At 72.7% G+C, this 25,381-nt stretch carries 17 protein-coding genes; 1 reads left to right on the forward strand and 16 read right to left on the reverse strand.

What is annotated here, in order from left to right; all coding sequences use genetic code 11:
- Positions 1-5: 5 nt before the first annotated feature.
- Genes ACIBVN_RS32610 through ACIBVN_RS32685 form a run of 16 tightly spaced genes read right to left on the reverse strand, consistent with a single transcriptional unit; the run spans position 6 to position 23,975 of the window.
- Positions 6-1,157, reverse strand: a complete 1,152-nt coding sequence (locus ACIBVN_RS32610) for a cytochrome P450 (RefSeq protein WP_397142972.1) — start codon at positions 1,155-1,157, stop codon at positions 6-8.
- The gene (locus tag ACIBVN_RS32615) at positions 1,154-2,722 is read right to left on the reverse strand and encodes a (2,3-dihydroxybenzoyl)adenylate synthase (RefSeq protein WP_397142974.1); all 1,569 of its coding nucleotides are present in this window, start codon (positions 2,720-2,722) and stop codon (positions 1,154-1,156) included. The genes ACIBVN_RS32610 and ACIBVN_RS32615 overlap by 4 nt, the downstream gene beginning before the upstream one ends.
- A gap of 11 nt (positions 2,723-2,733) precedes the next feature.
- The gene (locus tag ACIBVN_RS32620) at positions 2,734-4,395 is read right to left on the reverse strand and encodes a class I SAM-dependent methyltransferase (RefSeq protein ID WP_397142976.1); all 1,662 of its coding nucleotides are present in this window, start codon (positions 4,393-4,395) and stop codon (positions 2,734-2,736) included.
- Between the two features lie 11 nt (positions 4,396-4,406).
- A complete protein-coding gene (locus ACIBVN_RS32625; RefSeq protein WP_397142978.1) occupies positions 4,407-5,411 on the reverse strand; it encodes a class I SAM-dependent methyltransferase in 1,005 nt (334 codons plus the stop codon).
- Complete coding sequence (locus ACIBVN_RS32630; RefSeq protein WP_397142980.1) at positions 5,408-6,457, reverse strand: hypothetical protein; 1,050 nt, start codon at positions 6,455-6,457, stop codon at positions 5,408-5,410. The genes ACIBVN_RS32625 and ACIBVN_RS32630 overlap by 4 nt, the downstream gene beginning before the upstream one ends.
- Positions 6,454-8,184 carry an ABC transporter ATP-binding protein gene (locus ACIBVN_RS32635; RefSeq protein WP_397142982.1) on the reverse strand — a complete coding sequence of 577 codons (1,731 nt, stop codon included), beginning with the start codon at positions 8,182-8,184 and terminating at the stop codon, positions 6,454-6,456. The genes ACIBVN_RS32630 and ACIBVN_RS32635 overlap by 4 nt, the downstream gene beginning before the upstream one ends.
- Positions 8,181-9,998 (reverse strand): ABC transporter ATP-binding protein, encoded by a 1,818-nt coding sequence (locus ACIBVN_RS32640; RefSeq protein ID WP_397142984.1) that lies wholly within the window; start codon positions 9,996-9,998, stop codon positions 8,181-8,183. The genes ACIBVN_RS32635 and ACIBVN_RS32640 overlap by 4 nt, the downstream gene beginning before the upstream one ends.
- Positions 9,995-15,379 (reverse strand): amino acid adenylation domain-containing protein, encoded by a 5,385-nt coding sequence (locus ACIBVN_RS32645; protein WP_397142986.1) that lies wholly within the window; start codon positions 15,377-15,379, stop codon positions 9,995-9,997. Before ACIBVN_RS32645 ends, ACIBVN_RS32640 begins: the two co-directional genes overlap by 4 nt.
- Positions 15,376-16,935, reverse strand: a complete 1,560-nt coding sequence (locus ACIBVN_RS32650; RefSeq protein WP_397142988.1) for an ABC transporter ATP-binding protein — start codon at positions 16,933-16,935, stop codon at positions 15,376-15,378. Before ACIBVN_RS32650 ends, ACIBVN_RS32645 begins: the two co-directional genes overlap by 4 nt.
- A complete protein-coding gene (locus ACIBVN_RS32655) occupies positions 16,932-17,660 on the reverse strand; it encodes an ABC transporter permease (RefSeq protein WP_397142990.1) in 729 nt (242 codons plus the stop codon). Before ACIBVN_RS32655 ends, ACIBVN_RS32650 begins: the two co-directional genes overlap by 4 nt.
- 47 nt (positions 17,661-17,707) lie before the next feature.
- Entirely contained in the window at positions 17,708-18,652 is a 945-nt protein-coding gene (locus tag ACIBVN_RS32660) for an ABC transporter permease (RefSeq protein ID WP_397142992.1), read from the reverse strand.
- Complete coding sequence (locus tag ACIBVN_RS32665; RefSeq protein WP_397142994.1) at positions 18,649-20,193, reverse strand: ABC transporter substrate-binding protein; 1,545 nt, start codon at positions 20,191-20,193, stop codon at positions 18,649-18,651. Before ACIBVN_RS32665 ends, ACIBVN_RS32660 begins: the two co-directional genes overlap by 4 nt.
- A complete protein-coding gene (locus ACIBVN_RS32670) occupies positions 20,193-20,885 on the reverse strand; it encodes a VOC family protein (RefSeq protein WP_397142996.1) in 693 nt (230 codons plus the stop codon). Before ACIBVN_RS32670 ends, ACIBVN_RS32665 begins: the two co-directional genes overlap by 1 nt.
- Positions 20,882-21,928 (reverse strand): Gfo/Idh/MocA family oxidoreductase, encoded by a 1,047-nt coding sequence (locus tag ACIBVN_RS32675; RefSeq protein ID WP_397142998.1) that lies wholly within the window; start codon positions 21,926-21,928, stop codon positions 20,882-20,884. The genes ACIBVN_RS32670 and ACIBVN_RS32675 overlap by 4 nt, the downstream gene beginning before the upstream one ends.
- Positions 21,925-23,250 carry a salicylate synthase gene (locus tag ACIBVN_RS32680; RefSeq protein ID WP_397143000.1) on the reverse strand — a complete coding sequence of 442 codons (1,326 nt, stop codon included), beginning with the start codon at positions 23,248-23,250 and terminating at the stop codon, positions 21,925-21,927. Before ACIBVN_RS32680 ends, ACIBVN_RS32675 begins: the two co-directional genes overlap by 4 nt.
- Entirely contained in the window at positions 23,244-23,975 is a 732-nt protein-coding gene (locus tag ACIBVN_RS32685; protein ID WP_397143003.1) for a thioesterase II family protein, read from the reverse strand. The genes ACIBVN_RS32680 and ACIBVN_RS32685 overlap by 7 nt, the downstream gene beginning before the upstream one ends.
- 179 nt (positions 23,976-24,154) lie before the next feature.
- Here ACIBVN_RS32685 and ACIBVN_RS32690 point away from each other — a divergent pair, with 179 nt between their 5' ends.
- Positions 24,155-25,366, forward strand: a complete 1,212-nt coding sequence (locus tag ACIBVN_RS32690; RefSeq protein ID WP_397143005.1) for an MFS transporter — start codon at positions 24,155-24,157, stop codon at positions 25,364-25,366.
- Positions 25,367-25,381: the final 15 nt, after the last annotated feature.

Here is a 25,381-nt window from a genome sequence, read left to right on the forward strand (position 1 = left end):
TCCTTTCACCAGCTGACGGGCATCGTTCGAGGACCGCGGAAGAACGTCTCGGTCTTCCACGCGGGGTCTCCGGCCAGGCGCAGCCCTGGCAACCGGGTCACCAGAGCACGCAGCGCCTCCTGCAGCTCGATCCGGCCCAGTGGCGCGCCGATGCAGCGGTGCAGGCCGTATCCGAAGGCCAGGTGCGCGTGGTCCGCGCGGCCCAGGTCGAGGGTGTCGGCGCCGGCGAACCTGAGCTCGTCGCGGTTGGCCGAGCCGATCGACACCAGCACCGGCTCGCCCGCGTGCACAAGTGCGTCGCCCACCTGTACGTCCTCCAGGGCGTAGTGCGCGAACATCGCGCTGGAGGCTAGAGGGACGAACCTCAGCAGCTCCTCGACGGCGTCGTCCACAAGATCGGGCTGTGCGCGCAGCCGCGCCCAGTCCTCCGGCCGGTCCAGGAGCGTGTAGGTGAAGTTCGGGATCTGCGAGGCGGTCGCCTCGTAGCCGGCGACGAGGATGGCGATGCACAGCAGCATCAGCTCCTGCGCCGACAGCCTGTCGTTCACGTCGCGGGCCTCGATGAGGGCGGTCATGAGGTCGTCCGCGGGTTCGGCGCGGCGTAGCTCGATCAGCCCGCCGATGTACGCGGTCAGCTCCCTCATGGCGGGGGCGGTCGCGCTGGTCGACAGCAGCGAGTCGTTCCACACCCGGAATTTCTCGTGGTCCTCGGCGGGCACGCCGAGCAGCTCGCAGATGACCGAGACCGGGATCGGCAGAGCGAAGTCCCGCACCAGATCAGCGGGTGGCCCCGCGGTGATCATCGCGTCGATCAGCTGTCCGGCGAGCGAGCGGACGTGCGGGCGCAGCCGTTCCACGCGGCGGGCGGTGAACGCCTTGGCGGCCAGGGATCGCACGCGGGTGAGCTCCGGCGGATCCATCGTGACGATTCCGCCGGGGACGCGCGACAGGGCCGTCGGCGCGTCCCGGTCCAAGGCCACGGCCCGGCTGAAGCGCCGCTCGCTCAGCACCAGGCGCGCGTCGGCATACCTGGTGACGAGCCAGGCGGTCTCGCCGTACGGCAGCCGTACCCTGGTCAGGCCGTGGGCGGCTCTCGCCGCGACGTACTGGGGTGCCAGCTCCAGGCCGTCGAAGTCGTTGAACGGATAGGCGATCACGAACCTACCTCCCGAGCCAGGGCGGCCCGGTCGACCTTGCCAAGGCTGGTACGCGGGAAGCGCTCCACGATCCGCACCCGGTCGGGCAGCTTGAACGCGGCCACCCCGCGAGCGGTCAGGTGGGCCACCAGATCCCTGCGGGTTGGCGGTTCGCCGCGGGCGATCACGCAGGCGCAGCTCCGCTCGCCCATCGCCTCGTCGGGGATGCCGACGATGACGACGTCGTCCACCGCCGGGTGGCTCAGCAGGAGGTTCTCCACCTCCTCGACGGGGATCTTGTCGCCACCCCGGTTGATCACGTCCTTGATCCGGCCGTCCACCACCAGGTCCCCGCTGTCCAGGCGGCGCACGAGGTCGCCGCTGCGGTAGAAGCCGTCCTGCGTGAACGCGACCGCGTTGTGCTCGGGGGCGAGGTAGTAGCCGCGTATCGTGTACGGGCCGCGTACCTGGAGCTCGCCCGCGTCGCCCGGTGGCACCGGCTTGCCGTCGGGGCCGACGATCCGCACCTCGTCGTCGTCGGCCAGCGGGCGGCCCTGCGTGTCGAGCACGATCTCGGCCGGGTCGCCGGGGCGGGTGAAGTTCAGCAGGCCTTCTGCCATGCCGTACACCTGCTGGAGTGCGCAGCCGAGCTCCGGCCCGACGCGCCGCGCCGCCTCGGCCTTGAGCCTGGCGCCGCCCGCCTGGAGCAGCCGCAGGCTGCTCAGATCCGCCCCGCCCTCGGCAGCGGCCTCCAGCCAGACCAGCACCAGCGGCGGGACCAGGGCCGTCATGGTGACCTGCTCGCGGGCGATCAGCGGGAAGGCGACGTCGGGGTCGGCGGTGGTGGTCAGCACCACGGCGCCCCCCGCCCAGAGCGTGCCGAGGATGCCGGGGCAGGCCAGCGCGAAGTTGTGGGCCGTCGGAAGGGCCGCCAGGTAGCGAGTGGTGTGGTCGACGCCGCAGAGCTCGGCGCTGGCTCGCAGGTTGTAGTGGTAGTCGTCGTGCGTTCTCGGGATCAGCTTGGGCAGGCCCGTGGTGCCGCCTGACAGCAGCAACACGGCCACATCACCGGGATCCGGCCCGGCCGGCCGGCTCTTCTGGTCGTGTTCGAGGTCGGCGAAGGCGGTGAACTCGCCCGGGTCGCCGACGACGAACACGTGCTCGACCTCCGGCACCATGCGCGCCAGCGAGCGTTGGTCTTCGTGGACGACGTAGGCCACCGGCGTCGCGAGCTTGGCCAGGTGCACGATCTCGCTCTCACGGTGCGGCGGGAGCGCCATCACGGGCACGGCGCCGATCCTGAACAGCGCGAACGCCAGGGCGACGAACTCGGCCACGTTCGGCAGGTGCACGAGCACCCGGTCGCCCCGCCGGATCCCGCGCGCGCCGAGCCCGGCGGCCACCCGGTCCGCCCAGGCGTCCAGCTCCTCGTACGTCCAGCGCCGGTCCCCGTCGATCAGTGCCGTGCGCTCCGGCCAGGTGCTCGCGCCGTCACTCAGGACCGTGCCGAGAAGCCGGCCCTTCCAGTAGCCGCGGGCGCGGTAGCGCCGCGCGAACTCGTCGGGCCATCCGGTGAATCCGTCCATCGTGGTCTCCTTCATGTGGTGCGAGCGGCGAACAGCATGTGGCCGAGCCGGGCCAGCGGGTGGCCGTCCTCGGGCAAGGCGGCGACCCGGTCCAGCCCGGCGCGGTCGAGCACGTCGTGCCACTGGGGCAGGGACAGGAAGGTCGTGCCGGCGTCGGCCCGGTCGTCTCTGGCGTCGGGCATCAGGAACGCCTGTGAGATCAGGACCCAGAACTCTTCGACGGTCGGCTCGGTGAGCACCAGCCAGCCGCCGGGGACGAGCAGTTCGGTGAGCCGCCGTACCGAGGCGTCGGTGTCCTGGGCGGCGTTGAGCACTCCGCCGCCGATCACGACGTCGAACGATGCGGGCGCGAACCCCTGCGTGTCCGGTTCGAGGTCGATGTCGAAGCGCCCGAAGCGGACCCAAGGGTAGGGGCGCAAGCGCTCGACCGCCTGGTTCACGAAATAAGCGGAAATATCGGTGTAGAGGTAGTCGACGTCCGTTTCCGCCAGGGCAGGCAGGATGCGCTCGGTCGTGGCGCCCGTCCCGGCGCCCACCTCCAGCACCCGCAGCGGCCGCCCCTCCCGCCAGCTCGCGGCGATGCCGCCGACGAGGGCGGCGACCGCGCGATGCTGGTACCTGCCGACGAGGTTCTCGCGGTACTGCGCCTCCGCGAGGTCCATCCGGCCTTCGGGGAACAGCAGTCCGACGGCCTGGCATTCGCCGCTGAGCAGCTCGGGCAGCCGCTCGGCGCTCCTCCTCGCGTACTCGATGGTCCCCGCCGCACCCATCGTCGCCAGCCACGCCCGCTCGACCTCGTGCCAGGCGTGCCGGAGCACGGCGTCGGCGTACTCGCCGGCAGCCGGTACGGCTCGCAGCCCGCCCGCTTCATCCAGCAGCAGCCCTTCCTGCGTAAGCACGGCGAGCCAGCGGCGAAGCAGCCGTCGATACCTCGGGATGACCCGCGTGCGGGACATGACCTCGTCCGCGGTGTGGCAGTCGCCGGACGTGGCGAACAGGCCGCGGCGGTGCAGAGCGTTCAGCATGGACAGCAGGGCCGTGCGGCCGAGGCGGTCGAGCACGTCGAGGGCCGCCTCGAGATCGATGCCGCGCAGCTCCCGGTCGGCGGCGGTGGCGGTGTCGCCGACCAGCCGGCGCATCTCCTCCTGTGCCTTGGGGACAGCGGTCTGGACCAGCTCGACGGTGAAGGTGCCCTGGACGGCGTCGACCTCCTCTTCGGTGATGGGTCCCGGGTCGCACACGATCCTGGTCAGGGCGGACAGGTCGGTCAGGGCCGCCGCGGGCTGCGCCGGGAGTGCGCGGGCCAGGGCGGCGGGCAGCACGGCCACGTCGGCCGCCGTCCGTTCGAGGAAGGCCAGCGCCCGGGCCGGGGTCCACGGGCCCTGGCCGTACACGACGGTCGCTCCGGCGCTCCAACTCGCCAGCACCGCATCGCCGCCGAACCCGCTCAGGGGCGCGAGGACGGCGACCCGGCTCGGCGCGTCGCCGAGTGCGGCGAGAAGATCAGACACGTCGCGGTCCGTCAGCGCCTCCACCACCGCGCGAACGGCGAACGCCGCGCCGTCGGCCTGCTCGAACAGGCGCAGGACGTCGACGCCGGTGAGCACCTGCCCGTCGCATTCGAGAGCGGGACCGTCTCCGAGGCGGCCCAGTGCGCCGCGAATCGTCTCCATGCGGAACCCCTTCACCGCGCCACCGCCAGGAACAACCGCTGACCTGCGGTGGCGAGCGGTGATCGGAGCTCTGGCAGGCTCAGGCGCGGCTCGAATCCTGCGGCGGCCAGCGCAGCGTGCCAGGCGGGCTCGTCCAGGAAGGCGGGACCGGGCAGCAGGAACTGCATCGAGGTGAGGACCGCCGGGCTCTCCCGGGTCGATTCGGTGAAGATCAGCCGCCCGCCCGGTTCGAGCAGGCCCCGGATCCGGCTCAGCGTCCGGCCCATGTGCGTGGCGTTGTGCAGGACATTGCCCGCCAGCACCACGTCGGCCGACCCCGGTTTGACGGTGAAGTCCGCGTTGAGATCGAGCAGCCCGCAGGTCACCCGGTCGCCGAAGCGTTCGGCGGCGGCCACGGTGAAGAGCCGTGATATGTCGGTGAACAGGTACTCGAAGGCCGTGCCGCGGAGGGCGCGCAGAACGGCGGCGGTGCACAGTCCGGCGCCGCCACCGAGCTCGATCACCCGCAGCGGCGCCGCCGCCGCGCCCGCCGCCTGGCGCACCAGCTCCCCGGCGGCCGCGTTGAGATATCCGGTGAAAGCGTTGTCCTGGTACGCGGCCAGCGCCGCCAGCACATCACCGTCGGCGAACAGCAACTCCTGCACGGAAACCTCATCACGCAGCAGCTGCGGCAGCCTGGCCAGCGCCGCCCGGTGGAAGCGCGCCATCCTCGGCGGAAACCCCAGCACCGCGTACGCCTCCTCGAAGCCGGCGGCGTCGTATTTCCCGGGACCCACCTCCGGCTCCTCGGCGAGCGCGGTCAGCCAGCGGTCGATCAGCCAGGCGTGGCGCGGCGCGACACTGAGCCGGGCGACGATCTCCTCGCTCTCCGCGCTGCCCTGGAACCCGAGGAGTGCCGCCATCGCGCGCAGGCTGACCTCCTCCAGTCGTCGCAGCGCCACCGGCAACGCCTCCAGATCGCGGCCGGCGAGTGCCTCGATGCCTGCCGCGTGCGCGCGGTCCGCCTCCGCCGTCACAGCGCCCCCTCCTCTGCGAGAGCGAGGCCGTCGAGCGTGACCGGTTGCGTGACACCGGTGGCCGACAGGCGCTCGATGGTGGTCGCCGGGTCGAGCGCGTCGGCGGCGTAGTGGACGCCGGGCGGCGTCTCACCCCGGATGACGGCCCACGCCGCCAGGGCTGTGACCGTGCCGGTGAGCTCGCCGTTGCCGCGCCCGCGCAACACCACGGTGCGGGTGACCGGCACGCCGCCCTTCAGGCCGTCGAGCTGCAGCAGGAGGATCACGTACGGCTCCCGCCCGGCGAGATCGAGCAGGCTGGCCCGGCACAGTGCCGCCACGGCCTCGGCCCGGTCCAGGGAGTGCGCGCGGTCGAAGGCCACGCGGATGTGGCTGCCGGACAGCACTGTGTACCAGTCGCCTCTGTGCAGCCGGAGCGACTCGGCCAGCCGTGCGTTCTCCGTGCTGAGCGACGGGAGCAGCGTGACCTCGCCGGGGAAGAACGGCAGCGTCACATCGGCCTGCCGGGTCAACGCTCCGGCGCGGCGGCCGTCCCGCCAGGCGGCGAGCGGCTCGCCGAGCCCGTCGGCGGCGCCCTGCAGATAGTCGTCGGCGGCCGTCGCGGTGAAGCGGTCCAGCACACCGAGATGGGCCGCCAGTCCGTGCACCTCGTCGAAGTCCCGCTGGGCCACCCATCTGGGGAGCAGCCCGGTAAGCCCTGGCTGCAGACCGGCCGACAGCACCGCGCTGCTCCCCGCCCACTCCCCCGGGTCGAGCAGCCCGTGCAGGACGTCGTCGCCCGCGGCGTCCACGTAGGAAGCGCCCGCGCGCAGAGCGGCTCTGGCCACACGGTCCCCGACCAGATGGGCGGGCCCCGCGCAGTTGACCACCAGCCGGCAGCCCGCGGCGAACCGGTCGAGCGAGGCGTCATCCCGGAAGTCGACCGCCATGGCGTCGTGACCGGCCGCCGTGCGCCCGCCCAGGCGCAGCGGGCCAGCGCCCAGCGTGGTCAGCGTCCTGACCGCGTGCCTGCCGACGTCGCCGGAGGCGCCCAGAACAGCGATCATGACACCAGCCGCCAGCCCTGGGAGCGGCGCCGTTCGGCCCAGAACCGGGTGTAGCGGCCCCCTGCCGCCAGGAGCTCCTCGTGGGTGCCCCGCTCCGCGATCTGCCCGCCGTCGAGCACGAGGATCTCGTCGGCGGCCACCACGGTGGGCAACTGGTGCGCGATGACCAGCAGCGTCGCCCGGTCCATCAGGCTCCGCAGCGCGTTGCGCACATACCGTTCGTTCTCCGGGTCCAGAGCCGCGGTGGCCTCGTCGAGCAGCACGATCGGCGCGTCCTTGAGCAGCGCCCTGGCCACCGAGACGCGCTGCCGCTCGCCGCCCGACAGCGACGCACCGCCTTCGCCGACCCTGGTCCGCCAGCCCTCGGGGAGCCGGGCCACGATCTCGTCCACTCCCGCCAGCCGCGCCGCCTCGCGTACCTCCGCGTCGGTGGCCGCCGGTCGCCCGACCCGGATGTTGCCCTCCAGGGTGTCGTCGAACAGGTACACGTCCTGCATGACCACCGACAGCTGCGCCATGAGCTCTTCCGTGGTCAACTCCCGTACGTCGACGCCGCCCACGGCGACCGAGCCCGCGTCCACGTCGAAGAAGCGCATGATGAGCCGGGTGATCGTGGTCTTGCCCGATCCCGACGCGCCGACGATCGCGGTCATCGTGCGCGGCCGTACGCGGAAGGAGACGTCGTGGAGCACCGGCCGGGCGGGCGCGTAGCCGAAGCTCACGCCGGACAGCTCGATCTCGCCGCGCCGGGTGACCGGCCGCGATCGGGACGGCTCCGCCAGCGGTCGCTCGTCGAAGATGGCGGCGAGCCGGTGCAGGTCGTTCGCGGCCATGCGCAGCATTCCGGACTGCCCGGCCAGCTCCGCCAGCGGTCCGGTGAACCGGGCCGCCAGCGCCAGCAGCGCCACGAGCGTCACGGGCTCGACGACCCCGTCCAGCGCGAGCAGCACGCCGAGCGCGATCAGCGCGGCGAAGGCCAGCTGTACGGCAAGACCGCTGGCCAGCAGGCGTGGCGCGCTCTGCCAGAGCATCCTGCCCCAGGCCCGCTTCTGGGTTTCGACGGCCTCGTCCAGCGGCTGGTACCCCTGGCTCGTGCGGCCGAAGGCCCGCAGCACCTGCTGGTTGGCGGCGAACTCCACGACGCGATTGCCGGCGGCGGTTCCGGCGGCGTCGGTCAGCTGCTCGCCGCGGCCCACCCATGTGGCCGCCCAGCGGTGGATCAGGTAGAGCAGCGGGCCGCACAGCAGCGTGGCCAGGCCCAGCCGCCAGTCGAAGAAGACCATCGCGACCGCCACCGTGGCGGGGGTCAGGATCCCGCTCACCACCGGCGTCAGCATGTGCGCGGTCACCTGGGTGACCATCATCGTGCCGCCGGTGGCGCTACGCGAGAGCCGGCCCACCCTCTCAGCGGAGAACCAGCCCAGCGGCAGGGAGGCGACGTGGTCGCCGAGCCGGTGGTGCAGGCTGGTGAGCGTGACGATGGCGAGCGCGAACCCCTTCATGGTCTGCACGTAGTGCGCCACGCAGGTGGCCGCCACCACGGCCAGCGTCCCCGCGGCCCAGGCCACGGCCGTGCCGGTGGCACCGGCCAGCATCGCCTCCAGCGCCGGGACGAGGAAGGCCATCGCGACGCCCTGGAGCACGGAGTAGGCGGCCAGCCAGGCCAGGTACACCTGGACCGAGCGCCGGTGCTCCGGCCCGAGGATCGTCATCAGGTCCCGGATCATCGTGCGCTCTCCTCAGCGTTGGAGTAGGCGTGCCACATGCGGGTGTAACGGCCGCCCGCGGCGACCAGCTCGTCATGGGTGCCGCGCTCGGCCACCCTGCCGCCGTCGAGCAGGACGATCTGGTCGGCCCCGGTGATGCTGGCCAGCCGGTGGGCGATCACCAGCACCGTGCGGCCGCGGGCGACCGCCGACAGCGCGTCCTGGATCTCCGACTCCGACTCCGGGTCGGCGTAGGCGGTGGCCTCGTCCAGCACCAGCACGGGCGTGTCGGCCAGCAGGGCGCGGGCGATCGAGACGCGCTGGGCCTCGCCGCCCGAGAAGACCGCGTCGTCGCCGACCACCGAGTCGTAGCCGCGGGGCAGCTTGCGGATCCGGTCGTGGATCCGGGCCGCGGTGGTCGCGGCGATCATCTCCTCGTCGGTCGCGTCGGGCCGGCCGAGCCGCAGGTTGTCGGCGACGGTGCCACGCAGCAGCCGCACGTCCTGCAGGACGAAGCCGACCTTGCGGTACAGCACGTCCGGCGCGATCTGTCGTACGTCCACCCCGCCGAGGCGGACCGCTCCGGAGGTGACGTCGTAGAAGCGGGGAACCAGCTTGGCGAGGGTCGACTTGCCCGCGCCCGAGGCGCCGACGAGCGCGGTGACCGTGCCGGGGCGGCACTCCAGGCTCACGCCGGTGAGGGCGTTCGCCGACGAGCCGTCGTAGCTGAACGAGACCTGGTCGAACTCGACGTGATGCCCTTGGGGTTCCTCCGGGTTCTCGGCGATCGGCAGGGTCGGGGTGCGCAGCAGCGCCGCGATCCGCGCGGCGGCGGCGCCGGCCTTGCGCTGCGCCGTCACCGCCTGGTTGAGGGTCAGCAGGGTGGACGGGATGATCATGGCGACCAGCACCTCGGCCAGCGCTTCCATCGGGGTCACCCAGCCCTGCGCGGTGAACCAGATCCCGCCGGTCAGGCTCACCAGGGCGACCACCGGGGCCGCGAGGGCCATCGAGGTGAGGGCTTCCAGGCGCAGGATGGGCCGTACCCAGCCCGCGTACAGCTCGCCGTACTTGCCGACCGCCCGGCTGTAGCTCTGGTGCGCGCGGTTGGCCTGCCCGAACGCCTTCACCACGGTGATGCCGTGGACGAACTCCACGATCGCCGCGCTGACCCGGGTGAAACCGGCGTCCAGCTGGATCATCTTGTCGCCGAAGCCGCGCATCATCTTCGCGTACGCGACCAGGTAGACCGGCAGCGTCACCAGGGCCAGCAGGGCCAACCGCCAGTCGAGCAGGAGCAGGTAGGCCACCCCGCCGAGCGGGAGGACGATCGCACCGGTCAGCTCGACGTCGTGGTGCGCGGTCAGGTGATGGATGTCCTCGATGTCGTCCTGGGCCGCCTTGCGGACCATGCCGGAGGTCGTCTCGGCGTACCACCCGAGCGGCAGCTTGCCCAGGTGCTCGACGATGCGGCGGCGAAGCAGCGCCTGGAGCCGGGCGTCGGCCACATGGGTCAGGCAGAGCGCCAGGCCGTTGCAGGCCCAGCCGACCACGAGAGCCGCGGCGACCACGGCCGCCACCCCCGCCACCTCCCCGCCCTCGACGGGGCCGGGGCCGAGCAGGGTCCGGCCGAGCTCGGCGATGCCCGCGAACGGGACGAGCGTGCTCAGCGCGCCCACAGCGGCCACCAGCACGCCCGACCTGGTCCACCAGCGCACCGGGCTACGCAGCTCGCGCAAGGATTCCGCCTGCCTGCGCTGCTCGCTCCTGCTCTCCGCGACCTCCGGTGGGTGTTCCGGCACTGTCGCGTCCGCGCTGTCGGCGGTCACCGTCATGGGCGCGTTCTCCTCTCGATCAGTGGTGCTGCCAGGTGTCCGGCCACCACGTCGAGCTGTGGCGGCTCGATGACGCTGAAGTGGTTGCCGGGAACGTCGATCACGGTGAACTCGCCGAGGCAGGTCTCCTGCCAGAACGGCGCCGCGAGATGGCCGACGCCCGCCGTGATGCCGAACGACTGCTGCTCGGCGGCGCGCAGGAAGGTGATGTCACCGGCATAGGGCTCCGGGTCGAATCGCGCGGCCCGCATGCTGTGGCGGCAGACCCGGAACAGCGCGGGAACCAGCTCGGGCCCGACCGGAACCCCGGCCTGGCCCGCCGCCGCGGCGGCGTAGGCGGCCAGCCGCTCCTCCTGAGGGCGTTCGCCCTGCCTGCGCGCGGCGGCGGCCACCGCCTCAAGCCCTGGGTCGCCGGTGAGCGCGGCCATCGCGCCGGCCGGGACCTTGCGGTCGTAGCGGGTCATCAGCAGGTCGATCGCCCGGTAGACGTCTGCGCTGTCGACGTCCTCGCCGAAGACGGTGGCGACCGGGTCCAGGTTGAGGTTGGGGACGAAGATCGACTCGAAGGCCAGCTCCTCGTCGGTGTCGATGAACATCGGGATGCTGTCCACCAGCGTCAGGTCCTCGACGGCGGCGCCGCGTTCCAGCAGCCGCCTGGCCACCTCGGTGGCGAGCAGGCCGCCCAGGCAGTAGCCGATGAGCTGGAACCGGGAGTGCCCTTCGTCGAGCAGCCGCTGGGTGTAGTCGTCGGCGACCCGGCTGATGAGCTCCTTCGGCTCGATCGCGCAGTACTCCTCCGCGTCGGCGACGGCCACCCCCACCACGGGTCCGAGGTCCTGCTCCGCCAGCGCCCTGCCGAGCGACTGGAAGTAGTCCATCGTCCCGAGGGCCGCGTGGAAGAGCACGCGGAGCGGCCCGCCGCCACCGCCGCCGAACGGCACCAGCAGCGAGTTGCCGGAGCTCGCGCGCCGGGCGACCTGCTCACCGACCGGTGCGGAGCCTCGCGGGCCGCCCCGGAGCGCGGCGGCCAGAGCGGCCACGGTCGGCTCGTTGAGCAGCTGGCGCAGGAGCGTGTCGTAGGCGAAGCCCGCGGCCTCGGGGACCTCCTCCCGCAGCCGCCCCGCCATCCGCGCCATGATGAGGGAGTCGGCGCCGTGGTCGTAGAAGTTGTCGAGTCGTCCGATGCCCGGCAACCCGAGCGCGGCGGCCCAAAGGCCGCTCAGCCTGCCTTCCAGGTCGTCGGGTGGGGCGGTGTCGCTCTCCTGCTCGCCGGACGTGGTGGCGGGCCGCCATCCGGCCAGGACCCGCCGGTCCACCTTGCCGTTGCCGGTGAGCGGAAGCTCGTCCACCACCTGCAGGTGCGCGGGCACCATGTGCGGCGGCAGCCGCTCGGCCAGGAAGGCGGCGAGCTCCGGTACGGTCACCGGCCGCCGATCGGTCTTGACCCGGGCGGCGAGCACGCTCATGCCCTGCTCGTGCTGCGGATGCCCGGCCTCTGGCAGGCACAGCTCGACCTGCCCCCCGACTGCCTCGATCAGTTCCAGCCACCGCCGGCGGGGCAGCAGCGGGCTGCCGCCGGCCGGCCGTTCGCGCATCATGAAGCCCTGGGTGAGCAGGATGTGCGGATGGTCCGCCGTCGGTTCGGTGAGCACCAGCCAGCCGCCGGGGGCGAGCAGTTCGACGGCGGCGGCCATCGCGGCCGCTGGATCCTCGGTGCTGTTCAGCACTCCGGCGCAGAGCACCACGTCGAACGAGTTCGGCGCCAGGCCCTGCGCCCGGAAGTCCTGGTCGAGGTCGAACAGCCCGAACCGCACCCCGGGATGCCCGCCGAGCTCCTCGCGGGCCTCAGGCAGGAAGAACGGCGTGAGATCGGTGAAGTAGTAGTCGACGTCGAACCCGGCGAGCATCGGCAACACGGCCGCGCTGGTCGCCCCGGTGCCGGCGCCCACCTCGAGCACCCTCAGCGGGCCCTCGTGCCCGGCCGCGACGCGGTTCAGCAGGGCGGCCGCGGCGTGGTTGAGGTAGCGGGCGATGGCGTTGTCGCGGTAGACCGCGCGGGCCTGGTCCGTCCTGCCTTCGGGGAACAGCAGCTCGAACGGGTTCTGCTCGCCGTCCAGCAAGGCGTCCAGCCGCTCGACGTGGGCCAGGTGATACCGCACGAACTCGGGGGTGCACAGCCCGGCGGCCTGCTGCTCCACTCGCTGCCACGCCTGCCGTACCGTCGCCGCGTCCACCTCGGCGGTCCTGGTGTAGCGGCCCGCGTCGGACGTCAGCCAGCCGGCGTCCGACAGCAGCGCGAGCCAGCGGCGGACCAGCCAGCGGTGCCGCTCGTGCACCCGCGCGATCCGCAGCACCTCGTCGGCGGTGTGCGCGTCCTGCCGCGTGCCGAAGGCGCCGCGCTCCACCAGCGCGTTGAGCATGGCCAGGTGGGCGGCCTCGTGCAGGGCTCGCACGTGCTCGGCCACCTGGGCGGCGGTGATCCCGGACACCTGCGCGTCGGCGAAACGGCGCACGGCCCGCTCGCCCCACTCGTCCTTCTCCCCCTCTGGCACGGACCCCCGGCGGGCCGGCTCGGCGAATCCGAGCAGCGCGCGTTCTCCGTCCACCACGGCCGCGGCGGCGCCCACCGCCGGGTGGGCGAGGAGGGCGGCCTCGATCTCGCCGAGCTCGATGCGGTGGCCGCGGATCTTGACCTGGTCGTCCTCGCGGCCGAGGAACTCGATCTCGCCTCCGGGCAGGTAGCGGCCCAGGTCGCCGGTGCGGTACAGCCGCTGGCCGTCCGCGGGATGCCGGAAGAAGCGCGCGGCGGTCAGCTCCTCGTCATCGAGGTAGCCGGTGGCCAGTCCCGCCCCGGTGATGTACAGCTCGCCGGTGACCCATACCGGGCAGTCCCGCATCGCGCCGTCCAGTACGCGGAATCCCTGGTTGGCCAGCGGCCTCCCGTACGGGATGCTCACCCACTCCGGGTCGACCCGTTCGATCGGGTGGTAGATGGACCAGATCGCGGCCTCGGTCGCGCCGCCCAGGCTCACCAGCGACAACCCGCGGGTGTGCGCGGCGACCTGCGCGGGCAGCGTGGTCGGGATCCAGTCGCCGGACAGCAGCGCCAGCCGGAGCGAGGGAATGGGGACCGGCTCGCTGTCCAGGTAGTTCGTGAGCATCTGCAGCTGGGCGGGCACCGAGTTCCAGACCGTCACCTCGTGCTCGGCGACCAGGCGGGCCCAGTGCGACGGGTCGCCCGGCCGGGCCGCATCCGGCAGCACGAGCGTGGCGCCGATCGCGAGTGGGCCGAAGATGTCGTAGACGGACAGGTCGAAGCCGAGCTGCGCGAGCCCGAGCACCCGGTCGTCGGCGGTGACGGCGAAGCGGCGGTTGACGTCCTCGACGGTGTTCAGCGCGGCGCGATGGGTGATCACCACGCCCTTGGGGTCGCCGGTCGAGCCCGAAGTGTAGATCACGTACGCGGGCGTGTCGGGATCGCCGGGCCCGGCCTCGGGAAGCGCATCCAGCGGGACCAGCCGGTCGACGTCGATCACCACGCGCCCGGAATCACGGGTGGCGTCCAGCCATGACTGGGTGAGCACCAGCCGTACCCCGTTGAGGAGCTTCTCCCTGCGCAGAGGCGGTTGTGTGGTGTCGACCGGCAGGTAGACACCACCGGCGAGCAGCGTCCCGAGGACCGCCTGCACCTGCTCGGGCCCCTTGTCCATGACGATCGCGACCCGCTCCCCCGCGGCGCAGCCCGCCGCCCGCAGGGCCTCGGCGACGGCGCCGGCCCGCCGTACGAGTTCCCCGTACGTCAGCGTCCCCGCGGGTCCGGTGACCGCCGTCGCGCCTGGGGTGCGGGTCGCCTGTGCGAAGACCTCGGCGTGCAGCAGCGAGTCGGGAAGAGGCGCGGCCGTGGCGTTGGTGCGCTCGCGCTCCTCCACCTGCCAGGCGGGCAGCGGGACCGGCTCGCTGCTCTGCCAGGCCTCGTCCCCGTCGGCCAGCCTGCCCAGCAGCGACTCCATCGCCGCGAACATGTCCTCGACCAGGCCGTCAGGGAAGATCCCCTGGCGGACGTCCCAGTTGACCTCCAGCCCGCCCGCGCCGTCCGTCACCTGGCAGTCGATGAACACCTGGGGCGTCTGCGTGATGCCGACGCCGGTGCGTCGGCGGCCGAGCCCGATCCCGCTGGTGAACACCACCGGCATGAGCGCGGCCTCGCGGCCCCTGCGGCGCGCGAGCTCTCTGACGACCTCGACCCCGGAGTACAGCCGGTGATCGAGGTCGTCGAACAGCTGTCCGGCCAGGCTCCGAGCTTGCTCGGCGAACGGAACGCCCGCGCCGTCCTCGACCGCCAGCAGGCTCACCGAGGTGAAGTCGCCCACCAGCCGGTCCACCTGCGGGTGCAGGGGCGTCCGGTTGAGCAGGGTGAGGTTGAGGCTGAAGCGGGGACGGCGGGCCCATCTCCGCAGCACGGTGGCGTAGGCGGCGAGCACCGCCGTGGAAGGGGTGACCTCATGTCGTTGTGCCCGCTCTCGCAGGCTCTCCCACCGCGTCGCATCGAGCCGGGCGTGGTGGCGGCGGAAGCGGGCCCGGCCTTCCTGCCGGACGCGCATGGGGAGATCGGGGGCGGCGGGGAGGTCGTCGACGCGTGCGAGCCAGTACTCGCGGTCGCGGTGATACCTGGGGGTCTCCCGCAGTCGGCGCTCCGCCAGGAGGTAGTCGCGGAAGGTGAGCTCCAGCGGCGGGAGCTCAGCCGCCGGGTCGGCGAGCAGCGTGTCGAGCTCGTCCAGGAGCACGCCCGCGCTGGCCCAGTCGGCGATCAGCGAGTCCATCGAGATGTGCAGGACGCCGGCGGTGACGCGCAGCTCGAACAGCGGCCAGGTGGTCGTCTCGTGGACGCGGTGCCCGAGCTCCTCACGCACCGACTCCACGTCGGTGCCCTCCAGCACCCGATAGCGCGGCACCTCCGGCAGCACACGCTGGTAGCCGTCCGGCGAGATGACCGCGCGCAGCATGTCGTGCCGCGCGATGAGCGTGTTCCACGCCTGCTCCAGCCGGGCCCGGTCGAGCCCGGGATAGGAGATCTCCAGGTAGCCGTGGCAGGCCACGCCGCCGTGGCCGAAGGAGTCCTGCCTGCCGAGCAGGTAGGCGGTCTGCACGTCGGTGAGCGGGAACGGCTCCGCCCGGGCCGCCGGGTCGTGGGTGACGGTGACGGCGCCGCCGGAGAGCAGCTCCACGATCTCGGCCTTGTGCGCGCGCAGGGCCGCGCGACGCTCTTCCGTGAGCACCCCACGGGGTGCCTTAAAGCGGATATTTCCGGAGTCCTCCCAGAGGTCGACCCCCAGAGTCCTCAACTCGGCGACGATTTCTATGGCAAGTTCAGGGGCAGTCATACCAGAAGCTCCTCGGCTGGGTTCGATGAGCCGAACAGGCGCGTGATGAGCCGTTCCGGCTCCGCGTCCGCTGGCAGCAGGTCTGAGGTCGGGCCCGTGGTCAGTACCCGGCCCTTGGCCAGGACCAGCAGGCTGTCCGATGCGGTCGCGGCGACCGCGGGGTCGTGGACGATCAGGACGACGGCGAGCCCGAGCCGCGCCCGCAGGTCGCCGAGCAGGTCGAGGACGCCCGCCTGCGTCTCGGCGTCGAGCGCGGAGGTGACCTCGTCGCAGATCAGCACCTCGGGCTCGGCGGCGAGCGCCCTGGCGAGTGCCACCCGCTGTCGCTGGCCGCCGGACAGCTCGCCGGGGAGCCGCGTGGCCAGGGACGGCTCCAGACGCACCGCCTCGAGGAGGCGGCTCACCTCCGCGTCCTGGGCGGCCCGCGCGGTGATGCCTCGCAGCAGCCGCAGGGGGCGTACCAGCGCGGTCCTGATGTCCTGCCGGGGATGCAGCGCTTCCGCCGGGTTCTGCGCGACCAGGCCGATCGCGGCGCGCTGCGCCCTGGTGCGGGCGCGGACGTCGCGGGCGAGTGGGACGCCGTGCAGCGCCACGGTGCCATTGCCCGGCCGGTGCAGCCCGGCGAGGCAGCGCGCGAGGGTGCTCTTGCCCACCCCTGACACCCCGAGCACGGCCAGGCACTCCCCGCGGCGAACCGTCAGATCCACCTCGGACAGGACCGTCCGCGAGCCGTGCCCGGCGGTGACCGCCCGCGCCTCCAGCACCACCGCGCGCCCGGACTCGGAATCACCGTCAGGCTCGGCCGGGCCCTCCACGGACAGCCGCGCGCGAGCCGCCCCTGTGCCTTCTCGTACGGCCAGGTCCTGTCCGGCAGGACGGTCGTCCACGATCCTGCCGTCGTCGACCGTCACGATGCGGTCCACCTGGGAGCGTACGGTGCCCAGGTCGTGGCTGATCCAGAGCAGGGCGACGCCCTCCTCTCGCAACCGCCGGATCTCCGCCAGCATCTCCGCCTTGGCCAGCAGGTCCAGGGCCGTGGTCGGCTCGTCCAGCACCAGCAGGCGAGGGGATCGGGCGAGCGCGGCGGCCACCACGACACGTTGCTGTTGCCCGCCGGACAGCTGGTGCGGGTACCGGCGCGCGAACTCCGGATCGCCCGGCAGCGCGACCCGTTCCAGCAGCCGCTGGACGGTGGCGGCCCGCTCCCGGCGAGGGACGCGCCGTCCGGTCGCCGTGAGCAGGGCCGAGGCCACCGTCGCGTACGGGTTCAGCGCCGCGCCCGGGTCCTGACCCACGTAGCCGATCGTGCCGCCGCGAACGCCGGGCGGCGGGTGCGGGAACATCTCCCGCCCGGCCACCGACACCCGTCCGCCCGCGTGCCGGATCCCCGGGCGCAGATGCCCCAGTACGGCCAGTGCCATCGTCGTCTTGCCCGATCCCGACGGGCCGACGACCGCGACCGCCTCGCCCTCGCCGAGCGCGAGATCGACCCCGTCCACGACGGTGCGCTCCCCCGCGCACAGCCGCAGCCCGGCCAGTTCCACCAGCGGGCTCATGTCAGCATCCCCCTGGATTTGCGGCTCATGGCATCCGCGGCGAGGTTGGCGGCGACCGCGATGACCGCGATCCCGAGCACCGGCACCAGCAGTGCCCAGGGCTGCAGCGCGGCGCCGGGAAGCGCCTCCACGATCAGCAGGCCCCAGTCCGAGCTGGATGTGCTCAGTCCGAGGAATCCTGCCGCGGCGACCAGGTAGACCGCGGTGACGAAGCGGATGCCCAGATCGGCCAGGAGCGTCCCGGCCACCAGCGGAAGCACCTCGCGGCCGAGCAGCCAGCCCCAGCCCTCGCCGCGGGCGATGGCGGCCTCGAGATGGGCCCGCCCGACCACCTGCTCCGCCGCGGACCGCGCGACCCGGGCCGACAGCGGCGCGCTGGCCAGCACGACCGCCAGGACCAGTCCGGCCCGGTTCGGCAGGGCGGTGAGGACGAGCAGCAGGACCAGGATCGGCGGCACGGCGGCCAACGCGTCGAGGGGCCGCATGATGACGGCCTGCCGCCAGCGGCCGCCGAGCGCCGTGAACAGCCCGGCGAGCGCGCCCAGCCCTGCGCCGGCGAGTGCGGAGATCAGGCTGGTCAGCAGCAGCGGGCGACCGCCGTGCAACATCCGCGAAAGCACGTCCCTGCCGAGCTGGTCGGTCCCCAGCGGCCCGCCGACTCCCGGCGGCGAGTACGGCGGAGCCACCGGCGCGGTCGCCGAGTGTGGCGCCACTTCGGGTCCCACGAGGATCACCAACAGGACCACGCCCGTGAGCGCCCAACCCACCGCCCTCATGTCCCCGCCGCCGTCCGCAGGCGCGGCGTGAGCAGCACCACACCCAGATCGGCCAGGGCCAGGGCGCCCAGCATCGCCGCGCCCAGCATCAGCACCAGCGCCTGCACCACGGGCAGGTCTCCCGCCTGCACGGAGGCCACCAGCAGCTCCCCGATCCCCGGATAGCCGAAGACCTTCTCCACCAGCACGGCTCCGCCGGCGAAGGCGACCGCGGTGACCAGCCACACCTGCACGGCCACCGGCAGGACCGCCGGGATCACCGCCCGCCGCAGCACCGTCGCGCCCGAGGCGCCGCTCAGCCGGAGGAACTCGACATGGGGTCCGGTCAGGGTCGCCGAGGCCGACGCCCTGATCAACCGGACCGCGTAGCCAAGACCCACGAGCAGCAGGCTGAGCACGGGCAGCACCAGCACCTGGGGATGGGCCAGCGGGCTCGCGCCCGCGGGGAGCAGCGACACCGCCGGCAACACGCGCAAAGTGACCGCGAACACGAGCACCAGCGCGCCCGCCACCACGAACTCGGGCAGCGACACCAGCAAGAGAGCGCCCGCCGACACCGCCACGTCGGCCGCCTTCCCGCGGCGCCCCGCGGCCCACAGCCCGAGGACCAGCGACAGCGGCGCGAGCAGCGCGGACGCGATGCCGGCCAGCAGTGCGGAGTTGCCGACCCGGTCCGACATCATCTCGGCCACCGGCCGTCCCGAGGCTGACACGCCGAGGTCCCCGCGGGCCAGCCCGGCGACCCACTCGGCGTAGCGGATGAGCACCGGCCGGTCGAGCCCCAGGTGGTGGCGGAGCTCGGCGATCCGCTCGGCGGAGGCGGTGGGCCCGAGCCTGCTGCTGACCGGATCGCCGGGCAGCACGTCCACGCCGACGTAGACGAGGAATGACAGCAGGGCCAGCAGGCCGAGGCTGGTCAGAAGCCGACACGCGAGGTTCACGCCAGCCCGGCCTTGCCCAGGTAGGGGTATTTCGGCTGGTCCCTGACCTCGATGCCACCGACGTCGGTCCTGGCCAGGCTCAGCACGTCGGCCTGGCCCCATACGATCGTGTTGCCCTGCTCGGCCATGAGGTCCTGCAGCTCGGTCCACGCCTGGGCCCGCTGCGCCTCGTCGGCGGCGCCGATGCCCTTGCCGAGCGCGGCCTTGAACTCCTTGCCCGGCATGGCGAGCGCAGGGATCGCGCTGAGCCTGGCGTACATGACGGCCGGCGGCACCGGCCCAGAGGTGAACGCCACGCCGTTGGCCTCGGCCAGTGCCTTGGGCTCGTAGAACTCCGCCGGGCTGACGATCTGCGGCCGCATGTCGAGCCCGATCTCCTTCAGTTGCTCCGCCAGCACCTGGGTGGAGGCGTTGTAGCCGATCTCCCACTCGGCGGAGCGGATCGTGACCTGCGCCCCCTCCGCCCCCGCTTCGCGCAGCAGCCGCCGTGCCTGGTCCAGGTCGCGGGCCGGAGCCGCGCGGTCGCTGAAGTACTTCGCCCCCGCGCACAGCAGGTCGTTGCCCGGCGCGCCGTATCCGAGCAGGACGGTCTCGACCAGTGCTTGACGGTCGACGGCGAGCCGTACGGCCTTGCGTGCCCTCGGGTCGTCGAACGGCTTGCGCGTCGTGTTGAGCACGAACCCGAAGGCGGTACGCGCCGCCTCCCCGGCCGTTCTGACCTCCAACCCCGCGGGCACGCCGGTCTTGGCCGTGGTGAACGGGATGTCCCCGGCGTAGTCGGCCTGCCCGGTGGCCACGGCATTCACCTTGGCCTGCGGGTCGGCCAGACCGATCAGCACGAGCTCGTCCATCGGGGCGGCCCCGCTCCAGTGCCCGTCGAACCGGGCCAGCCGGGCCTCCCGGCCGGGCTCGAACGCGGTCACCCGGTAGGGGCCGGTGCCGACCGCCTTGTCCGCCGTGAACGCGGTGGCGCCGTTCTTGACCATCTTGCCGGGAAACGCCGCCAGGAACAGGGCCGGGTCGCCGACCGGCTGGAGCGTGGGGACCTCCAGGGTGCGCGCGTCCCGCACCCGGACGGCTTTGACGTCCAGGTACGCCGACAGCTGGCTCGGGAAGGCCCGGTCGGGCGAGCTCATGTACCGCAGGCTGTAGGCCACGTCATCGGCGGTGAACGCCGACCCGTCGTGCCAGCGCACGTCGGGGCGGAGCCGTACCACGAACGAGCGGGTGTCGGCGGCGGGCTCGGCGGCGGTCGCCAGCGCGGGCACCACCTCGCCCGCGCGCAGAATGAACAGCGAGTCGTAGATGACGTCGTTGCGGACGTAGTCGATCGGGGCGCCGCCGCCGAACGGGTCCAGGCTCTCCGCGGCACCGCCCCCGGTGAAGACCGCGCGCAGCGTCCCGCCCCGCCGAGGCGTCGCCGTGCCGGCATCACGTACGGGAGCGGCAGTGGAGCCGGCAGTGCCGCAGGCACCGAGCAGCAGCGACGCGCCGAGCGCCGTGCCCGCCGTCCTGAGCAGGTCGCGGCGATTGATCGGCATCAGATCCTCCGAGAGGCGGGTCGTAGGAGCGCGCCATGCAGGAGCGCGGGGTTCAGGTCGCCGGTCAGCCCGGACAGCTCGATCGCGGTGATCCGGGTGAGGTCGGCGGTCGTGGCGGTGAAGACGGGGTCGTCGCCGGCGATCAGGTCGAACGCCGGCCGGTCCGCCGGGCTGACATCCATGAGGACGCCGCTCAGCCCGATGGCGCCGTTGGGATGGGCGACCTCCGCCGGGTGCTGCGGCGGGTCGTACGGCGTGACGAGGAACGGGAGCCGGTCGTTGCGCGGGTAGGTGAACTGGAAGCGGGTCTGGGCGCCGTCGGGGCGGGTGCGCGTCCACTTGACCGCCCTGCCGGTCGCGATCCCGGCCTGCCGCAGGCGGTGCGAGGGCACGGCCAGGTCGTTCTCGTCGGTGACGACCGCCACGTCGCACAAGCCTTCGGGGGCCCGCGCCCAGCGAGCCATCCGGGTGCCGGAACCGCGGCCGAACGCGAGGTCGATCGGCCATTTGAGCAGCTCTGCCTTCGGCGGCGTGGTGAGGAGCTCGATGATCGGCCCCTTGGCGAACCAGATGTGCGCGTGCCGGGCCCTGGCCTCAGCGGAGGCGTAGTCGACGACGAAGCCGAGCTCGCGGAAGTCCTTGACCGCCTCGTGCAGGTCGCGCACCTTGAGCAGGACGTGACTGCAGTTCAAACCTCTCCCACCTTCGTGGTCAGCTCCTCGATCGGGATGGCTCGGGGCTCCGGCGGATCGATCAGCTCGGGCAGCCCGATCCGCGAGGTCAGGTCGCGCCAGGCCAGGGACACGGCGAGCGCCCACTGCCCGCTTCTCGCGCGGCGGGCGGGGTCGGCGATGTCGCGGCGGAGGCTGTGCAGGCTTCGCGCGACCGCGTCCGGCCAGAGGGTGGCGAACACGTCGCGGTGCGTGCCTGGCGGGTCGCCCAGCATGACGGTGCTGGGCACCGCCGAGCCCGTCATGATCAACCGGCCGGTCCGGTCACGCGGGGCGTGCAGGCGAGGGCTCCACAACACCGGGCCGTGAGTGTCGGCGAGCGCAAGCACGCCCGCCTCGCCGCCGGTGGTGATCCGATGCAGCAGGTAGGAGTGGTTGTCCGGGTCGTCGGGATGCACCTGGTTCTGCACGCGCAGGGTGACCGGGAGCCCACCGATCTCGGCGTGCAGACTCTGGAACGGGCCGGCGCCCTTGGCGACGTCGCCGAACCGCCACGGCCGCAGCGTGCCGGCCAGCCGGCCGAGGATGTCGAGCAGCGGGTAGGCGACCTGGCTGTTGCAGGCGGCGTCGACGAACTCCAGCCGCAACGCCTGCGCGGCGGCCAGGAACTGCCGGACGGGCCGCAGCCTTGGATACAGCGTGTTGACGGCGTACGCCGCGCCGCCTGCCCGGGCCGCCCGCAGGCAGTCTGCGATCTCCTCGGCGTGCACGGGATGTTCCTGCAACACGTGGATGCCGCGGCGCAGGAAGTCCTGGGCCAGCATCGACCCCGGGCCGCCGAGCGCTCCTGAGCTCACGACCACGCAGGCGAGGCGCACGTCGCCGGGCACCTCGTCCACGGAGGTGAAGAGCGGGACACCGTGGCGCTCCGCGCACTCGCGCGAGAAGTCGCCGCCCCGCGCGAGGATCCCGGCCAGGGAGAAGGCCGGGTCGGACAGTACGGCGTCCAGGTAGATCCGGCCGAAAGCGGTCCCCGCCACCACCACGCGCAACGGTTCGCTCACGACGCGGCCACCCGGGCGCGTGAGACCAGGAAGCGGGAGACGCTCCGTAGCTTCTCGACGGTCTCCTCGAGCTCGCGGTCGGGATGCGACTGGGCGACGATCCCGGCGCCCGCCTGCAACCAGGTGCGGCCACCCCGGCGGAACACGCTGCGCAGCACCAGCGCCGCGTCGATCGTGCCGTCGGCGTCGACCGTGAGGACGGCGCCGCCGTAGAGGCCACGGTCACCCGGTTCGGCACGGCGGATCACCCCACAGGCCGCGTCCTTGGGGATGCCCGAGGCCGTCACGGCGGGGAACAGCTCAGCCAGCGCGTCCCATCCGGAGCGCCCATCGGCCAGCCGGCCGCCCACCTCGGAGGCCAGGTGCTGCACGCTGCCGCGCTCCTTCACGGACATGAACTCGGCCACCCGCACCGTGCTCGGCAGGCACACCCGCTCCAGCTCGGCCATGGCCAGCCGGACCGAGATGGCGTGCTCGTAGACCTCCTTGGCGTCGTGGTACAGCTCGTTGCGGCGCGCCCGGTCATCGGCCGGGTCGCCGCCCAGGGCCCGCGTCCCCGCCAGCGGCTGCGTGGTGACCGCGCCGTCCGCGTCGACGCGCGCGACCACCTCGGGGCTGAACCCCGCGGCCTCCCAGCCGCCCAGCCGCAGGAGAAAGGATCTCGCCGGATCGTTGCCCCGTCGCCCCGCCACGTACGTGGCGGGAAAGTCGATCTCCTCCGCCAGCGGGACCATCCGCGAAAGGATGACCTTGTCCAGCCCTCCGGCCGTGATGTCGGCGACCGCCGAGGCGACGGCGGCCCGGTAGGCGTCGCCACCGCGAATGTCCACCGAGACCCTGTACTCGGCCACGGGGGCACGGCCGGCGGCTACGGCCCCGGCCAGGCGGTCGTGAAGCGCGTCCAACTCGGCCTCGTCGCCGGCGCGCAGCAGCGCCGTGCCGCCCTCGATGCGGATCTCGCGTCGTGGCACGGCCAGATAGGCGAGCGGTGTGTGCTCCTGGAACGGCTCCAGCCCGTGGAGCGCGTGGCTGAGCTCGAAGCTGGCCCATCCGTAGGCCCGCCAGCGAGCCCCCGCGAGACTCCGGAGCGCCTGACCCGCGGCCTGCAGCGGCGACCCGTGCAGCTCGCGCCGCTCGCCATCGACGGCCAGACTCGCCCCTGACCCGTGTACGGTCACGGTGGCGAGCTCGCCCTCGGCCCAGCAGAGCCTGCCCTGGCTCTCGTACACCACGTACGGCTCCGGCGATCCGGCCGCCAGCGCCGCAGTCGTGGCCAGCGCGTCGGCTTCGACGGGAACCCGGCGCTCGACCCAGCTCACCATGCCGTTCCCTCCAGGATCGCGAGCACGGCTTCCTCCTCTTTCAGCAGGTAGAAGTGGCCGCCGGGGAGCTGGCGCAGGGAGAAGGCCGCGGTGGTGTGCGCCGCCCACTGGCGGGCCTGCTCCGCGTTCACCTCGGTGTCCCCCGTGCCGATCACTGCGGTCAGCGGGCAACCCGGCTCCGGGCCCGGGCGGTGCCGGTAGGTCTCCGCGAGCCGGAAGTCGGCGCGGATCGCCGGCAGGTAAACCGATCGTGCCTCCGGCTGCCGGAGCAAGGTGCCGTCGGTGCCGCCGAGCCGTACGAGCTCGTCGACCATGTCCGCGTCGGGCCACCGGTGCACGTCTCCTCCCGGCGGGTCGGACGGCGCGCGGCGTCCCGACACCACCAGATGGGCCGGGCGCACGCCATGCGCCGTCTCAAGCGTCCTGGCCACCTCGTAAGCGACGATCGCGCCCAGGCTGTGCCCGAACAGCACGAGTGGGCGGTCGTCAAGCGGGGCCAGCGCGGCGGCTATCGCGTCGGAGAGCTCGTCCAGATCGGCCGTGCACGGCTCGGTGATGCGGTCCTCCCTGCCCGGGTACTGGACGGCGAGCACCTCGAGACCCGCAGGGGCATTCGCCGCCCACGAGAGGTAGAAACCGGCGGTTCCGCCGGCGTGCGGGAGGCAGACGACGCGCGCCCGGGACGCCACCTTTCGGGTACGGCACCGTAACCACAGATCAGTCACGCGACTCCTCAAGCGGGATCTTTCGGGTGGGATCGCACCCAAGATAATGAAAACCGTTGTCGTTGTCGATAAGGTGAATCAAAGAAGGAATCGAGCTGTACGCTTGATCATCCTTAGGTTAGCCTTACCTAAGTGTCAACCCTCTGTCTGCCACAGGTGCCCAGGGAAGGACCGGATCTGTGCGTAAGGCCATGACTCCACTGCTGGTCGCCGTCGTCGTGCTGTTCTCGGCGCAACAATTACTGACCCCGGTGCTGGCGCCACTGTCGCGCGAGTTCAGGTTGACCGAAACCCAGCTCGGGGTGGTCATCACCACCGCCGCCGCAGCCCTGACCATCGCCAGCCCACTGTGGGGCGGCGCCCTGCGGGTCATCGGATTACGCGCCGTCCTGCTCGCCGGGCTCGGACTGGCCACCACCGGACTGGCCGGGTTCGCCGCGGTCGCGGCGGTCGGGCTGGAAGGTGAGGCGTCCCCGGCGACCACCTTCACGCTGATGCTTGTCACTCGAAGCCTGATCTTCGGCGCCGGCATCGCGGCCCTGCCCGTCGCCGCGCTCGCCGTCGCGGGCACCGCCACGACCAGCGAGGCCGACCGCACGCGCGCCACCGGCCTGGTGGGTGCCGCGCAGGGCGTCTCGTTGGTGCTGGGACCGGCCGGGGGTGGCGCGCTCGCCGTCGCCTCGCTGCTGCTCCCGCTCTACCTGGCTCCGGCGATCGCCGCCCTGCTCTTGCTCTGGGCGCTGGTGACCGTCCGACCGGCGCCCGCAGAGCGGGCCGAGCGCCCGCGCGGCGGCTCTCTGCGGCCGTGGGACGCGCGCCTGTGGCCGTTGTTCGCCACCGGGTTCTTCCTCTACCTGTCGCTCGGCCTGGTTCAGGTGATCGTCGGATTCCTCGTCGCGGATCGGCTGCACCTGGACTCGCAGGCCACGGCGGGCGCCGTCGGCATCGCCCTGTTCACCGCCGGACTAGTGCTCGTCGGCGTGCAGGGCGTCGTGGTACCGGCCCTCGGCTGGCCCGCGCTGCGACTTCTGCGCACCGGCACGCCCATAGCCGGGGCCGCCTTCGTACTCCTCACCTTCGCCCAGAACCTCTTGCTGATCGCTGTGGCCTTCGCCGTGCTCGCGCTCGGGCTCGGGCTGGCGATTCCCGGCTTCACCGCCGCACCCACGCTGCTCGTCGGGCCAGAGCGGCAGGGCGCGATCTCCGGGCTGGTCAACGCCACGGTAGGGGCCACATTCATCGTCGGCCCGCTTCTGGGCACCGCCCTCTACGAGATCAAGCCCGAGATCCCGATCCTCACCTCGCTCGCCGCCTGCGTTGTCGCGCTGGCACTGGTGTGGCTGTCCCCCGCCGCCCGCCACGTCGAAGCACCCGTGACCGAGCCCCTGTAGCCAGACAGCACTCCG

The sequence above is a fragment of the Nonomuraea sp. NPDC049400 genome, from assembly GCF_044466425.1.
Classification (GTDB): domain Bacteria; phylum Actinomycetota; class Actinomycetes; order Streptosporangiales; family Streptosporangiaceae; genus Nonomuraea.

What these genes read in the sequence shown, in the direction of transcription:
- ACIBVN_RS32615 (WP_397142974.1), bottom strand. Translation starts at nt 2,722, where the DNA reads ATGGACGGATTCACCGGATGGCCCGACGAGTTCGCGCGGCGCTACCGC.
- ACIBVN_RS32620 (WP_397142976.1), bottom strand. Translation starts at nt 4,395, where the DNA reads ATGGAGACGATTCGCGGCGCACTGGGCCGCCTCGGAGACGGTCCCGCT.
- ACIBVN_RS32630 (WP_397142980.1), bottom strand. Translation starts at nt 6,457, where the DNA reads ATGATCGCTGTTCTGGGCGCCTCCGGCGACGTCGGCAGGCACGCGGTC.
- ACIBVN_RS32635 (WP_397142982.1), bottom strand. Translation starts at nt 8,184, where the DNA reads ATGATCCGGGACCTGATGACGATCCTCGGGCCGGAGCACCGGCGCTCG.
- ACIBVN_RS32640 (WP_397142984.1), bottom strand. Translation starts at nt 9,998, where the DNA reads ATGACGGTGACCGCCGACAGCGCGGACGCGACAGTGCCGGAACACCCA.
- ACIBVN_RS32645 (WP_397142986.1), bottom strand. Translation starts at nt 15,379, where the DNA reads ATGACTGCCCCTGAACTTGCCATAGAAATCGTCGCCGAGTTGAGGACT.
- ACIBVN_RS32650 (WP_397142988.1), bottom strand. Translation starts at nt 16,935, where the DNA reads ATGAGCCCGCTGGTGGAACTGGCCGGGCTGCGGCTGTGCGCGGGGGAG.
- ACIBVN_RS32665 (WP_397142994.1), bottom strand. Translation starts at nt 20,193, where the DNA reads ATGCCGATCAATCGCCGCGACCTGCTCAGGACGGCGGGCACGGCGCTC.
- ACIBVN_RS32680 (WP_397143000.1), bottom strand. Translation starts at nt 23,250, where the DNA reads ATGGTGAGCTGGGTCGAGCGCCGGGTTCCCGTCGAAGCCGACGCGCTG.